7 protein-coding genes are annotated in these 15,001 nt (G+C 74.9%); 6 read left to right on the top strand and 1 reads right to left on the bottom strand.

The window, feature by feature from the left end:
- Positions 1-199: 199 nt before the first annotated feature.
- From ACH4DX_RS00230 to ACH4DX_RS00205, 6 genes are all read left to right on the top strand, one after another.
- A complete protein-coding gene (locus ACH4DX_RS00230) occupies positions 200-3,700 on the top strand; it encodes an FHA domain-containing protein (protein ID WP_398153431.1) in 3,501 nt (1,166 codons plus the stop codon).
- A gap of 1,031 nt (positions 3,701-4,731) precedes the next feature.
- Positions 4,732-6,147 (top strand): ABC transporter substrate-binding protein, encoded by a 1,416-nt coding sequence (locus tag ACH4DX_RS00225; protein ID WP_398153430.1) that lies wholly within the window; start codon positions 4,732-4,734, stop codon positions 6,145-6,147.
- Positions 6,148-6,154: 7 nt separating this feature from the next.
- Positions 6,155-7,537 carry a carbohydrate ABC transporter permease gene (locus tag ACH4DX_RS00220; RefSeq protein ID WP_398153429.1) on the top strand — a complete coding sequence of 461 codons (1,383 nt, stop codon included), beginning with the start codon at positions 6,155-6,157 and terminating at the stop codon, positions 7,535-7,537.
- A gap of 88 nt (positions 7,538-7,625) precedes the next feature.
- Positions 7,626-8,561 (top strand): carbohydrate ABC transporter permease, encoded by a 936-nt coding sequence (locus ACH4DX_RS00215; protein WP_398153428.1) that lies wholly within the window; start codon positions 7,626-7,628, stop codon positions 8,559-8,561.
- 103 nt (positions 8,562-8,664) lie between these two features.
- Entirely contained in the window at positions 8,665-9,843 is a 1,179-nt protein-coding gene (locus ACH4DX_RS00210; RefSeq protein WP_398153427.1) for a hypothetical protein, read from the top strand.
- Positions 9,840-12,764, top strand: coding sequence for a stealth conserved region 3 domain-containing protein (locus tag ACH4DX_RS00205; protein ID WP_398153426.1), 2,925 nt, complete (start codon positions 9,840-9,842; stop codon positions 12,762-12,764). Before ACH4DX_RS00210 ends, ACH4DX_RS00205 begins: the two co-directional genes overlap by 4 nt.
- A 34-nt stretch (positions 12,765-12,798) precedes the next feature.
- Here the strand turns inward: ACH4DX_RS00205 and ACH4DX_RS00200 are convergent, their stop codons facing one another.
- Positions 12,799-14,883: a CDP-glycerol glycerophosphotransferase family protein gene (locus ACH4DX_RS00200; protein WP_398153425.1), complete on the bottom strand. Its 2,085-nt coding sequence runs from the start codon at positions 14,881-14,883 to the stop codon at positions 12,799-12,801.
- Positions 14,884-15,001 lie beyond the last annotated feature (118 nt).

The following is a 15,001-nucleotide window of genomic DNA, read 5'->3' as shown; positions in this document are numbered from 1 at the left end:
CGTCCGAGCAGGCACTTTGCGGACACTTTTGCGAGCAGAGCCGAACAATCAAGATCACTTGTGGGTGGGGGGCGGGCAGGTTGTCAGTGGCAGGTGCGAGGATGCTCCCGTACTGGCCGACGTGCCCGTGCGCGGTGGGGGGAATCACAGCGCGAGTCCCCGTGCCGGGCGGCAAGGGCAGAAGGGACCGCCGACGGCGATGCAGATCCGGCTGACCGTCCTCGGGCCGCGTGGCGGCCAGACCGAGCCGGGGGGACGCCCCGCGGCGGCCTGCGACGTGCTGGTCACCGCCCCCGCCGGGACCGCGCTCGCCGCGGTCGCCTCCGGCCTCGCCGCCGCCGTCGGCGCCGGCGAAGGCCCCACCGTCCTTTACGCGCAGTCGGACCGTCTCGACCTCCAGCGCTGCACGCTCGGCGAGCCGCCCCTGATCGACGGCGCCGTCCTGTCCGTCGGCGCCCCCGCGGAGCCGGGCCCCGAGCTCGCCGACGCCGCGACGCGGCTGCATGTCGTCGCGGGCCCCGACGCCGGCGGCGTGCACCTGCTGCACGGCGGCCAGATCCAGGTCGGCCGCTCCGACCGGGCCGACGTGCCCCTCGACGACCCCGACGTGTCCCGGGTGCACTGCGCGGTCACCCTCGCCCCCGACGGCCGGGTCACGGTCACCGACCTCGGCTCGACGAACGGCACGACGGTCGACGGCCGCGCGATCGGCGACCGCCCCGTCCCCCTCTCCTCCGGCTCCCTCCTGCGCATCGGCGAGTCCGTGCTGCGCCTGACCATTGGCAGCGTCCCGGACGGCCCCCTGCCCACCGCCCCGGACGGGGAGGGCCATGTGCGGGTGCGCGTCGCCCAGCTGCCCGAGAGCGCGCCGGGGGGCGCGGGAGACGCAGGTGGCGCCACGGTGCCCGCGCCCCGCGCTCCCGAGGGTTCCCCGCCGTCCGCGCACGGCCCGACCCAGCATGCGTACGGCTCGGCGGACTGGGGGGCGGCGGCCGGGGGCTGCGGTGCCGCGGCCCCCGGCCGCGGGGACGATCCCGGGGCGCCGGGGGCGGTGGTGCCGCAGCAGGGCGGAACGCCCGACCTCGAGCGGCACCGGACGGGCGCGCCCCCGCGGGACACCACCGCCCCCCGCCTGCCGCGCAAGCGCGGTGGCCTCTCGGCGTGGGCGCGGCGCCTGGCCGGGGGCCGGGGCGACGGGGCGGAGCGCGGCGACGGGAGGCGGGACGCCCAGGACGCGTACGGCACCGACGCGGCGTACGGCACTGATGCGTACGACACCGATCCGCGCGACTCCACCGCGTACGCACCGCACGCCGCGCCCGCCCCACATGCCCCGCACACCGTGGATGCCTCGTACGACGAGACGCACGCCGGTCTCCACGGCGTCGTGGGGCCCGGTGAGGTGTACGCGGAGGCGGGCGGGGGCGGGGGCGTCGGCGGGGCGCAGGCCGGTGCGGGGGCGCCCGAGGTGTGGCCCGACGCGGCGGCGCTGCTGCTCGCGGCCCTCGGCCCGGGGGCGCGGCTGTGGGAGCGCGGGCCCGCGCATCCGGAGGCCCTCGCCGTGCGGCTCGGTACGACGGACCGGCCCGCACCCGGCGCGGCGGGCCTCCTTCCGGCCGTGCCGGTGACGGTGAGCCTGCGGGAGGCGGGGGCGCTCGGGCTCGCGGGGCCCCGGGAGCGACTAGCGGGCCTGGCGAGGTCGGTGCTCGCGCAGCTGGCCGCGCTGCACTCCCCCGCCGTCCTGGAGATCGTCCTGATCAGCACGGACCGCGGGCGCACGGCGCGGGAGCGTGCCGACGAGTGGTCCTGGCTCGGCTGGCTGCCGCACGTCAGGCCCGGCCGCGGACAGGACTGCCGGCTGCTCCTCGCGTACGACCGCGAGCAGGCGGCGGCGCGTACGAGTGAGCTGCTGCGCCGCCTGGACGAGCCCGCGGAGGCGGGAGCGGGTGGACGGAGCTTCTTCGCCGAGGAGTCGACCGGTGCCGCCGCGGGCCCGGTGGCGGCCGGGCCGCGCACGGTCGTGGTGGTGGACGGCGACCCGGGCGCGGCGGACCTGCGGGAGGCCGCGGCGCGGCTGGCCCGCGAAGGGGCGCGGGCGGGCATCCATGTGGTGTGCCTGGCCGAGACGGCGGCCGCCTTCCCCGTGTCACCGGTGCCGGATACGTACGAGGAGGCGTGCGAGGTGTCGCCCGCGTTCCGCGCGTGCGGTGCCGCGGCGCTGCTCAGCGGGGACGTGGCGACGGCCCTGCGGGTGCTGCGCACGGTGGAGGGGCGGCCCGCGGGGCACGGCACGGTGGCCGTGGTGGACGCGGTGTCGGCGGCGTGGGCGCAGCGGTTCGCGCGGGCGCTCGCTCCCCTGCGGCCCGACGGGGCGGGCGGGGCCGGGCACGCGCGCGTGGCGACGCCGTTGCCGCAGTCGGCGCGGCTCCTGGACGAGCTGGGGCTCGCCCGGGCCACGCCAGCCTCGCTGATGGCGCGGTGGGCGGCCGCCGCCGACGACGCCCAGGCGCTCGGCGGGCGGGCCTGGGCGGTGCTCGGGGCGGGGGCGCGGGGCCCGGTCGTGGTGGACCTGGCCGCGGACGGACCGCATCTTCTGGTCGAGGGCCCCGCGGGCAGTGGACGCACGGAGTTGCTGCGGTCGGTGGCGGCGTCCCTGGCCGCGGCGGAGCGCCCGGACCGGCTCGGGATCGTCCTCGTCGACGGCCGCGACGGCGGCCCCGGCGGCGGCGCGGGCGGCACCGGGCAGCGCCCCGGCGAAGGCCTGCGGCCCTGTACGGAGCTGCCGCACGTGACCACCCATCTCACCGCCAACGACCCCGTACGGATGCGGGAGTTCGCGCAGTCGCTGACAGCGGAGCTGAAGCGGCGCGCGGAGCTGCTCGGCCGGGTGGGGTTCGCCGAGTGGCACACGCGGCGGGAGGTGTCCGGGCGGTTGGTTCCGCAGCGGGCCGGGGGGCCTGCGGGCGGGGCGGTGCGGGCTGCGGGGGTCGGCGGAGCGGGGGGTGTCGGCGGGTCAGCGGTTCTCTCGGCCGGGACCGAAGCTGGGGCTGGGGCCGGGGGCGGGGCTGTCGTCGGGCGGCAGGGTGTGGAGGGGGCGGAGGCGGCGGCCGGTGGGGATCTCGCCGACGTGCAGACGAGTGCCACGCTGCGGCTGCGGCCCGCGGGAGCCGTGCAGGCCGAGTCCGGACCGCCCCTGGCGCGGCTCGTCGTGCTGGTGGACGACTTCGACGCGCTGCTAGCGCCCGCCCTGGGGTCGCCGGGCCGGCCGGCCGCCGGTTCCGTGGTGCGGGCCCTTGAGGCGGTGGCCAGGGACGGGGAGCGGCTCGGGGTGCAGCTGGTGGTGGCGGCGCGGGGCGAGCGGGTCGGGGCCTCCGAGGTGGGGCGGCGGGCCGGGCTCGTGGTCACGTTGGACGCGGTCGGGGGCGGGGCGGAGGATCCGGCTCCCGGGCGGGGTGTCCTGCGGGGGGCCGACGGGCGGGAGGCCGCTTTCCAGGGTGGGCGGGTCACGGGGCGGATTCCGCGTACGGCGACCCTGCGGCCCACCGTGGTGCCGCTCGAATGGGAACGGGCGGGGGATCCGCCCGCTCGGCGGCCCGTCCGCGAACTGGGGAACGGGCCGACGGACCTGGCCCTCCTGGCCAGTGCCCTGGACCGCGCCGCACGATCCGTCACCACGGAACGGACCCCGTCCCTCCTCTGAGGCTTCCCACCGCCCCGCACCGCCACCGCCCGCGGCAGCCGCCGTGCGGGCGTGCGGGTGTGCGGGCGTGCGGCCCCACCGGCGTGCGGGCGCAACGCCGTGCGGGCGCACCGCCGTGCGGGCGCACCGCCGCACATGCCCTTACGCCCACATCTCCGGACCGTACGCAGGGGCTGTGCCCACCTTGCCTCTCCCGGCTACGCTCGGGCAGGGGCTACCCCACTCGCCCTCTGGGCGGCTCGGCTGCCCACAGGGAGGGGTGGCTCGGCTGCCCGCAGGGGGGTGCCCGGCTGCCCGCAGGGGGCCCGGCGCAGGGCCGCCCGCGGAGCGGGCCGAACCGCTGGCGGCGGGTCAGACGCCGCATACCTGCACGGACGGGCCGCGCAGCGGCGGCGGACCTGAGCCGCGCACAGCGGCAGCGGACCCGGGCCGCGCGGGGCGACCCAGCTGCCCGCAGGGGGCCCAGCGTCCGGCTGCCCGCGAAGCCAGCCGAACCGGTGGCGGCGGGTCAGGCGCCGCATACCTGCACGGACGGGTGGGCGGGATGAACCCCCGCGCGCAGCGGCGGCGGACCCAAGGCGCCGCAGCGGCAGCGGACCCGGGCCACGCGGGGCGGCCCAGCTAATCCCAGGAGGATGGCCCAGCTACCCGCAGGGGACCCGGCGCCCAGCTGCCCGCGGAGTCGGCCGAACCGGTAGTGGCGGGTCAGACGCCGCCTACCTGCACGGGCGGGCGGGCGGGACGAACCGCCGCGCAGCGGCGGTAGACCCAAGGCGCCGCAGCAACGGCGAACCCGGCCCACACGCAGCGGCGGCGGACCCGGCCCGCGGTAGCGGCGGTGGGCCCGAGCCGTGTGGAACCGCCAGGGCGCCCCCGCCAGCAGAAGGCCCCCGCCAGGTGACACCACGTCACAAGCCCATTACGATCACCGAGTTGACTCCGTAGACCATCTTGCCGCCCCTCACCGCCCGGGCGTAGACAGACCGAACGGGACCAGAACCGGACCGGTCGGGGTAGAGAACGGGGCAGTGATGCGCAGCAGGCTCGCTACAGGCACACGCACACGCACTCCGCACGCACGCCGTGCTCGTCGTCCGCGCGGGGCGGCCGCCAAGGTGGTCGCCTCCGCCGCCGTGGCCGCCCTCGCACTGGGCCTCAGTGCGTGCGGCGGCGACAGCGACGGCGACAAGGACAAGGGCGAGGGCGCCGGCGGCAAGGAGGACGCGGCCACCGTTCGACTGCCGAAGCTGGACGGCGAGAAGGTGTCGGTGTCCGCCGTGTGGGGCGGCGCCGAGCGCAAGGTGTTCCTGAAGGTCCTGGACGAGTTCGAGAAGCGTACGGGCGCCGAGGTCTCCTTCGTACCGGCACAGGACCCCATCATCAGCTTCCTGGAGTCGAAGGTCGCGGGCGGGCAGCCGCCGGACGTGGCGATGCTGCCGCAGGTGGGCGCCATCGAGCAGGCCGTGGCCAACAAGTGGGCGAAGCCGGTGGGACCCGAGGCGCAGAAGCAGCTCGACAAGAACTACGCCAAGGGCTGGCAGGACCTCGGCGCGGTGGACGGCAAGCAGTACGGTGTCTACTTCAAGGCCGCCAACAAGTCGCTGATCTGGTACAACACCGAGGTCTTCGACAACGCGGGCGTCCAGGAGCCGAAGACCTGGGACGCGTTCATGAAGACCGCGCAGACCGTGTACGACTCGGGCGTCACGCCGCTGTCCGTGGCGGGCGCGGAGGCGTGGACGCTCACCGACTGGTTCGAGAACGTCTATCTCTCGCAGGCGGGCCCGGAGAAGTACGACCAGCTCGCGAAGCACGAGATCAAGTGGACCGATCCGACGGTGAAGAAAGCGCTGACGACCCTCGGCGGGCTCTTCGGGAAGAAGGGGTTCGTCGCGGACAACGCGTTGCAGACCGAGTTCCCCGCCTCCGTGAAGCAGACCTTCACCGGCGGCGACCAGCCCAAGGCGGGCATGGTCTTCGAGGGCGACATGGTCTCGCTCGCCATCTCCGAGACCAAGGCGAAGGTGGGGACGGACGCGAAGGTCTTCCCGTTCCCCGCGGTCGGGGACGCCTCCCCCGCGGTGGTCGGCGGCGACGCCGCCGTCGCGCTGAAGGACAGCAAGGGCGCGCAGGCCCTCCTCACCTACTTCGCCTCCCCGGACGCGGCGCGGATCTGGGCGGAGGCGGGCGGCTTCGTGTCGCCCAACAAGGGCCTCGACCTGAAGGCGTACCCGAACGACGTGCAGCGCGGCATCGCCGACGCCCTGATCGAGGCGGGCGACGACATCCGCTTCGACATGTCGGACCAGGCCCCGCAGTCGTTCGGCGGCACGCCGGGCAAGGGCGAGTGGAAGGCGTTGCAGGACTTCCTGAAGAACCCGAAGGACGTCGCGGGCACCCAGCGTGCGCTGGAGGACGCGGCGGCCAAGGCGTACAAGAAGAGCTGACGGGGCGATGACGACCCCCGGCGCCGGGGGCACCGCGGCGGTGCCCCCGGCCGATGCGACGCCGCACACCCCCAGGACCGGCCCGCACGGGACCGGCCCCCGCACGAGCGTCACCAGGACCCGCAGGGCGATCGCGGCGCTGTTCCTGCTGCCCGCCCTCGTCCTGCTCGGCGCGCTCGTGCTCTACCCCATCGGCTACTCCGTCGGCCGCAGCTTCTTCGACAAGGCCGGCGACTTCAGTGGCTTCGACAACTACGAGACGATGTTCTCGGACGACGGGATCCGTACCGCCGTCAAGAACAACGCGATCTGGCTGGTCGCCGCCCCCGCCCTCACCACCGCGCTCGGCCTGGTCTTCGCGGTCCTGACCGAACGGGTGCGCTGGGGCACGGCGTTCAAGCTCATCATCTTCATGCCGATGGTGATCTCGATGCTGGCGGCGGGCATCATCTTCCGGCTCGTGTACGAGTCGGACCCCGACCGCGGTGTCGCCAACGCCCTGTGGGTGGGTGTGCACGACACGTTCGCCGAGTCGTCGGGGTTCCCGCAGGGCCATCCCGGCGCGCGCTCGCCCCTCAAGGGCGCGGGCGGCGGCGCGTTCATCACCAAGGACCCGGTGCGGGCCGGGGAGCCGGTGGTGCTCCCGCTGACCGGTGTGCCGCCGGACCGGATGCCCGACGACGCCGACGCGGCGAAGCCCGCGCGGGCCGAGCCGGGCAAGGTCACCGGCACCGCCTGGCAGGACTTCACCCGCGGCGAGGGCCGGGGCCGGGTGAACGCCCCGGACGCCGCCGAGTTCGGCTACCCCGGCATCAGGATCGAGGCGGTCAGGGACGGCAAGGTGGTGGCCTCGACGAAGGCCGCGTCCGACGGCACGTTCACCCTGCCCGGGGAGGCGGACGGGGCCCAGCTGCGCTATCCGGCGTCCAACTTCCGCGAGCCGTACAACGGCGTCGACTGGCTCGGCCCGTCCCTGATCACGCCCGCCATCATCGGCAGCTACATCTGGATGTGGGCCGGGTTCGCGATGGTCCTGATCGCGGCCGGGCTTGCCAGCGTGCCGCGGGAGCTCCTGGAGGCGGCGCGGGTGGACGGTGCCAACGAGTGGCAGGTGTTCCGGCGGGTCACGGTGCCGTTGCTCGCACCGGTCCTCGCGGTCGTCGTGGTGACGCTGATGATCAACGTGATGAAGATCTTCGACCTGGTCTTCGTGATCCCGCCGGGCTCGTCCAAGGACGAGTCGAACGTCCTCGCGGTGCAGCTGTACAACTCGGCGTTCGGCGACCGGGACGCGGGCGTGGCGAGCGCCATCGCGGTACTGCTGTTCCTCCTGGTGATTCCGGTGATGCTCTTCAATTTGCGGCGGATGAGGCGGGAGGGTCGGCGATGACGCGGCACCCCTCTCCCGGCCGGGGGTCCGGGGGTTGTCCCCCGGGAGAACACAGCAATTTGCGGCGGATGAGGCGGGAGGGTCGGCGATGACGGCAGGGAGGACCACGTCGGGGAGTGGGGCGGGCACGGCGGCGCCGCCCGCGTCGCGGGGCGTCACGGTCGTGAAGGTCGAGCAGTCCCTGGGCGCCCGGATCGCCGCCGTCGTCAGCGGCAGCGTGCTGCGGGTGTTCCTCGTCGTCGTCGGCCTCTTCTGGCTGGTGCCGACGCTAGGGCTGCTGCTCGGTTCGCTGCGGACGCCCGCGGACATGAGTGAGAGCGGCTGGTGGAAGGTCTTCAGCAAGCCCTCGCAGCTGACCTTCGAGAACTACTCCCACCTGCTGGAGGACGAGACGATCACCGACTCGATCCTGACCAGCGTGTCGATCACCGTGCCGGCGACGCTGCTGGTCGTGGTGATCGGCTCCCTGGCGGGGTACGCGTTCGCGTGGATGGAGTTCCCCGGGCGCGACTGGTGGTTCCTCGGCGTGGTCGCTCTCCTCGTGGTGCCGGTGCAGGTGGCGCTGCTTCCGGTCGCCAAGCTGTTCGGGGAGATCGGCATCTTCGAGTCGACGACGGGCGTGGTGCTCTTCCACACCGCTTTCGGCCTGCCGTTCGCGATCTTCCTGCTGCGGAACTTCTTCGCGGAGATCCCGCGGGAGCTGCTGGAGGCCGCGCGCCTGGACGGCGCCGGTGAGCTGCGTCTGTTCCTGCGCGTGGTGATGCCGCTCGGCGCGCCCGCCATCGCCTCGCTCGGCATCTTCCAGTTCCTGTGGGTGTGGAACGACATGCTGATCGCGCTGATCTTCGCCGACGCGGGCAGCCCGCCGATCACGGTGGCGCTCCAGCAGCAGGTGCGGTTCTTCGGTGACAACGTGCAGATCCTGGCGCCGGGCGCGTTCATCTCGATGGTCATTCCGCTGGCGGTGTTCTTCGCCTTCCAGCGTCAGTTCGTGTCCGGTGTCATGGCCGGTGCGGTGAAGTGAGAGGCAGGTGACGTAGGGGGCGGCGGGAGTTTCGAGGAGGCGGTACGGCACCGGGCGCGTGCCGTACCGATGAATTCCGGGTGAATAGCGCCAAAGTAGGGCAATGCACCCCCATGCCTCCTTCGGCCACCCCGGTGACCCCGGGCACCCCAGCGACCCCGGTGACCCCGGGCACCCCGGGCACCCCGGGCACCCCGGGGAGCGCGGTGACCCCGGGCACCCCGGTCACCCCCGGCACCCCCCGCACCCCCGGCACCCCGCCCTCTCCGCACTGGCCACCCTCCTGGCACTCCCCGCCCTCCAGTCCGCCCTGGCCCCCCGGGCCCGCCGCGCCGCCGCCCGTGCGCGCAGCACGCGGTTCCGCCTGGAGCGGGCGGCCGCCGGGCGCGACAGCGGGCGCGAGCCGCTCCTGCCGCCGCCCGCGCACCTCTCGCTGCGGGACAGCCGCACCCTCAACCTGGCCCTGGCCGCGCCCGAGCCGGGGACGCGGTCCGCGGAGCTCCTGATCACCCGCGGCCACCGCCGCTTCCGGGTCCCGCTCGCCGTCGAACGGGACACCGACGGCAGCCCCCTCCTGACGGCGACGGCCACCCTGCACGACGCCCTGGACGCCACCCGCGCCCCGGGGGCCCCCGCCCCGGCCCCCCTCCTCGGCGACGGCGTCTGGCGGCTCACGGTGGTGACGGCGGACGAGGGCGGGCGGGTACGGCGGCGGGGGTTCGCACTCGCCGCCGAAGGCGCCGGTGCGGGCGGCGCGCCGCGAGGACCCACGACCCCGCACGCGCCGAGCCCGCGCACCGGCACCCTCATGCGGGTGGTGCGCTGCCGCGGCGGCAGGGCGGCGGTGCAGGTGACGCGGTCGCCGACGCGCGCGGAGCTGGTGCGGTTCGAGCCGCGCGGGGACGGGATCACGGTGTACGGGCGAGTGGTGGCGGGCCCCGGGGAGCGGGCCCTCGCGGCCCTGGCCGGGCGGGCCGTGCGCCGCCGTGACGGCGTCGTCGTACCGGTCGGACTCGACTGGGACGGCACCGGGTTCCGCTTCCCGCTGCCGCTCGCCGCGATGGCGGGCGCGGGGCCGGGCCAGTGGGTGTGGGACTTCCGCGTCGGCGAGCTGCCGCTGGGGCGCCGCCTGACCGACGTACGCGATCTGCCGGCCGCCTTCCCGACGCCGTTCCGGCTCGTCGCGCTGCCCGACGGCCGCATGGTGCGCACGCACCCGCACCTCACCGCGTCCGGCGCGTTCGCCGTCACCTGCCTGGACATCACCGAGGAGACCTCATGAAGATCACGTACCTGCTCGGCTGGGGCGACGAGATGGGCGGCACCGAGCTCGCCACGTACACCCAGGCGCTGCACCTCGCCGAGCGGCACGACGTGCGGGTACTCTCCGTCTTCCGCACCAGGGCCGAGCCGTTCTTCCCCGAGGCGCGACAGGTCCGCGTGCGGTACCTCATCGACCGCACGGTGACGCCGGAGCGGCCCGTACGGGCGTCGGGGCTCGACGAGGCGGCGTGCCGCACCCTCGCCGCGCTGCCGAGCGAACTGATCGACCCGGCCTGGGAGTCGGCGTTCGACCGGCTCAGTGACGTGGAGCTGACCGCGGCGCTCGGCGCGCTCGACACGGACGTCCTGGTCACGACGACCCCGGCCCTGCTCGCCGCCGCCGTCGATGTGGTGCACGGGCGGGTGGTGACCGTGCACCAGGAGCACCGCCCGACGCAGCGCCGCGGCCGCTCCGGCGAGCCGCTGCTCCTGCACGCGCCGCGCCTCGACGCCCTGGTCACGCTGACCGGGCGGACCCGGGACTGGATCGCGGAGTCCCTCGGCGCGAGCGCACCGGAACTCGCCGTGATCCCCAACGCCGTACCGGACGGCTTCCGGCCGCGCGCCGACGGCGAGAGCAAGGTCATCGTCATGGCCGCGCGCCTGACCGGCGAGAAGCGCGTGGACCACGCCGTCCGCGCGTTCGCACAGCTGGCCGACGCCCATCCGGAGTGGACGCTGCGCGTCTTCGGCGGCGGCCACCGCGAGCAGAGCCTGCGCCGCCTGGTGGACGGCTTCGGGCTCCAGGACCGGGTCGAACTCCTCGGTCCGTGCCAGGACATGGCCGCCGAATGGGCCAAGGCGGGCCTCTCCCTGATGACCGCGGGCCACAACGAGGCGTTCCCGCTGGTGCTCCTCGAAGCGCTCGCCGCGGGGGTGCCCGTGGTCGCGTACGACGTCCTCACGGGCCCGGCGGAGATCGTCCGCCACCGCGTCGACGGACTGCTCGTACCACCCGGTGAGATCGACGAACTCGCGCACGCCATGTCCGAGTTGATGACCGACGACACCCTGCGCCGGTCCTGTGCGCGCGCCGCCCGCGAGGGCGTGTACGAGCGGTTCTCCTCCGCCGGTGTGACGGCGCAGTGGGAGGAGCTGTACACGCGGCTCGTGGCGGGCCGTGACCGTCCCGAGCGGGCGGCGGCGCGCGCGGACCGGGTGGCGCTCGGGGTGGCGTCCGGCGGGTGCGGCTTCCGGCCGACGGCGCCGCACGCCTTCGACGCGGCCGCGAGCGCCGACGAGAAGGCCCGCGAGGACGAGATCGCCGCCGCCGCCCCCGACGGCGGCGTGATCCGTTCGGTCGGCCGCCTCGCGGAGTGCCGCGACGACGTGCTGGCACCGCGCATGGCCGCCCTGAACCTCGAACTCACCGCGGCCGCCCTGGAGTCGCGTCAGGTGCCGTACGTCCTGGTGCGCACCGGCGGCTGCGCGCACACCCTCGCCGTGGACGAGGACGACCGCGACCGGGCCCTGAAGGCGCTCGCGGAGTCGCTGCACGGGCAGCCGGTCTACGCCGAGCTGGTGCGCCCGCGCGACGCGGCGCCCGGGTCGGTGCTCGCCGAGCGCCTCGACGGGATCGGTGAGCTCGCGGGCGTCCGGGTGTTCAAGCCGGTGACCACGACGACGCTCTCGCTGCGCCACGGCGTGCAGCAGGCGTGCACGGTGGCGTTCTGGACCCGCCCGCCCACGCCGGACGCCCCCACCCCGGACACCCCCGCGCCCGACACCCGCACGCCGGACACCCCGGCGACGGACGCCCCGGCCGCCCGGACCGCGCGCCGCGCCCCCTTCGGCGGCACCCTCGCCGGAGCCGAGCTGCCCTCCCTCGCGCCCACCGCCGAACTGCGCGTGGGCGCTCGTACCTACCCCACCCCCGGTGTCTTCACCGAGGTCCTCATGAACGACGTCGACTTCCCCGTCGACGCCGTCTACACCTGGGTCGACGACACCGACCCCGGCTGGCGGGCGGCCCGCGCCGCCGCGCTGGCCGAGGCGAGCGGCGCGGGTCCTGGCGCGAGCACCGACTCCTCCCCCGACACCGGCACCGTCCGCTTCCGCAACCGCGACGAACTGCGCTACTCGCTGCGCTCACTCGCCATGTACGCGCCCTGGGTGCGGCACGTGTACCTGGTCACCGCGGGGCAGGTCCCGAACTGGCTGGACCGGGACCACCCCGGCCTCACCGTCGTCGACCACCGGGACCTGTTCGCCGACCAGGACGCCCTGCCGACCTTCAACTCCCACGCCATCGAGACCCAGCTGCACCGCGTCGAGGGCCTCGCGGAGCACTTCCTGTACTTCAACGACGACATGTTCCTCGGCCGCCCGACGACCCCGGGCACCTTCTTCCTCGGCTCCGGGCTGCCCAGGTTCTTCTGGTCGTCCATGCCCGTGCCGCCGCTGCCGGTGTCCGCGGCGGACGAGGGCTATCTGGCGGCGGCGAAGAACAACCGGGAGCTGCTGCGCCGCGACTTCGGCCGGACCGCGACGCACTGCTTCTACCACGTGCCGTACGCGCTGCGCCGCAGCATCCTCCAGGAGCTCACCGAGCGGTACGCGGACGAGCTGACGGCGACCTCCCGCAGCCGGTTCCGCTGCAACGACGACTACTCCCTGGTGTCGTCGCTGCACCAGCACTACGCGTACCTCACCGGGCGCGCCGTGCCGGGCGGGCTCAGCTACGACTTCGTGGACATCGGCAGGCGCGCCGACCACGCGCGGCTCGGGCAGCTCCTCCAGTCGCGCAACAAGACGGCGTTCTGCATCGGCGAGTCGCCCGACAGCGGCATGTCCGACCAGGAGATGGCGCTCGCCGTCCGCTCGTTCCTGACGGCGTACTTCCCGGTGCGCTCGCCCTACGAGCGCGCCCCCGCCGGCTGAGGCACGCCCGCCGCGCAGACCGGCCGGTCCGGGTTCAGGCCAGGAAGAGCCGCCGCACCACGCGCTCGGCGGCTCCTCCGTCGTCGTACGGGCAGAACCGCGCCCGGAACGCCGCGCGGAGGCGCGTCGTCTCCTCCGTGTCCCAGCCGCCGTCGCGAAAGAGCGCGGACAGCTCGTCCTGGGTCGTCGCGAGGGCGCCCGGTGTCTCGCCGGGGCGGCCCGAGAGCACGTCGAAGTAGGTGCCGCGGGCCAGGCGGTAGGCCTGCCAGTCGGGGGCGTAGGTGACGATCGGGCGGTCCAGGCAGGCGTAGTCGAACATGATGGAGGAGTAGTCCGTGACCAGGGCGTCGGCGGCCAGGCACAGCTCCTCCACGCGCGCGTGCCCGGTGACGTCGATCAGGTTCGGGTGCGCGGCGAGGCCCGCGTCGGCGCCGTAGAAGTAGTGGGCGCGGACCAGGACGACATGGTCGGGGCCGAGGGCGGCCGCGAACCGCTCCAGGTCGAGGCGGGGCAGGAAGCCCTTCTGGTAGTCGCGGTGCGTGGGGGCGTAGAGCAGCGCGCGCACACCGGGGCGGATGCCGAGGTCGGCGCGGATCTTGGCGGTGTCGTCGGGCCCCGTCGTGAAGTACACGTCGTTGCGGGGGTAGCCCGCCTCCAGGGCCTGGTACGCCGCCGGGTACACGCGTTCCCACACCTCGGTGGAGTGCGGGTTCGCGGACAGGCTGTAGTCCCACTGGTCGGTGTGGTCGAGGACCTTCTGGAAGCTGATGCCGTGCGTGCCCGCGGGGTAGCGGCGCTGGTCGAGGCCCATCTTCTTCAGGGGCGTGCCGTGGTGGGTCTGGAGGTAGACCTGGCCGGGGCGCTTGGTGAAGCCGCCGGGGAAGGAGGAGTTGTTGACGAGGTAGGTGGCGCGGGCCATCGCCTGCCAGTAGCGCCGCGAGCCCTCGATGACGTACTCGACGCCGGGCGGCACCCGGTGCTTGTGGCGGCTTGAGACCACCCACACCCCGCGGATGTGCGGGGCGAGCTCGCGGGCCTTGGCGTGGATGGCGGCCGGGTTGCAGCTGACGGCGCGGTTCCAGTAGGCGCCGTACACGGCCAGGTGCGGGTCGAGGGAGCGGCGCAGGTCGGCGCGGTAGGTGACACGCATGGCGCGGGCGCGGACGGCCTTCTTGCGGCGGGCGAGCGCGGAGCGGACGGCCTTCATGCGGCCGCCCGCGCGGGCGAGGCCGCGGTAGGTGGCGTACGAGCCGGACAGCAGGGCGCGTTGCCGGTCGGTCACCGTGACGTAGCCGCCGGGGCGGTGGGCGCGCAGCATGGCGGCGGCGGCACGGAAGTACGCGGCGCGGTCGCCGGGCTGGATGCGGCCCGGGTCGTCGAGGACGGCCAGGATGTGGTCGACGGCGTACGGGAAGAGCCGGGCCGTCACCTCGGTGCCCGCGGCGAACAGCTCCTCGTACCGCCCGACGACCGCGAAGTGCGCCCGGCCCGGTGACTTCGCGAAGCTGCCGCCGCGCCGCTCGCGCCAGCGCACGCACACCCGGTCCAGGGCGCCGACGCGCTCCCCCGCGGCCAGCGTCGCCTGGTGCACCGGCACCACGTCCTCGTAGGGCCCTGCCGAGAAGGCGAGCGCGTGCGCGGACCAGAAGGAGCGGCGCACGACGCGGTTCCAGGCGGCGACGGTCACGGCGAGCGGGTCGCCGGTGACGTCCTCGCCGACCGGGCGGCGCACCGTCTCCCACCAGTCGACGCGGTCGTGGCCGAAGAGCAGCACGTCGACGTCCTCGGAGGGGCCGCGCAGCGCTTCGTCCAGGGCCGCGAGGGCGCCGGGGAGCAGGACGTCGTCGCCGTCGAGGAACAGCAGCCACTGGCCGGTGGCGCGCTCGGCGCCGATGTCGCGGGCGGCGCCGATGCCCCGCCGCTCGGGCAGGCGGACCAGTTGCACCCGGGGGTCGCGCTGCGCATACTCCGCGGCGATCGCGGCCCCCGCGTCCGGCGAGTCGTCGTCGACGACGACCAGTTCGAGGTCCTTGAAGGACTGGTCGAGCACGGACTCCAGGCACTCCCGGAGGTAGCCCTGGACGCGGTGGGCGGGCACGACGACTGAGAAGCACGGCATGAGTACCGACCGTAGCCACACGTGCACGCCGTGTCGAAGACCGCGCCTCACTCGATGGGGTGATCGGGCACCTCGATGGGGTGAGCGGGCGCACAGAAGTTGATCGTGTCGGGCAAAA

The sequence above is a fragment of the Streptomyces sp. NPDC017940 genome (assembly GCF_044328435.1).
Lineage (GTDB): Bacteria > Actinomycetota > Actinomycetes > Streptomycetales > Streptomycetaceae > Streptomyces.
Note: the sequence above shows the minus strand (reverse complement) of the source record. Positions and strands in the feature narration are given on the sequence as shown.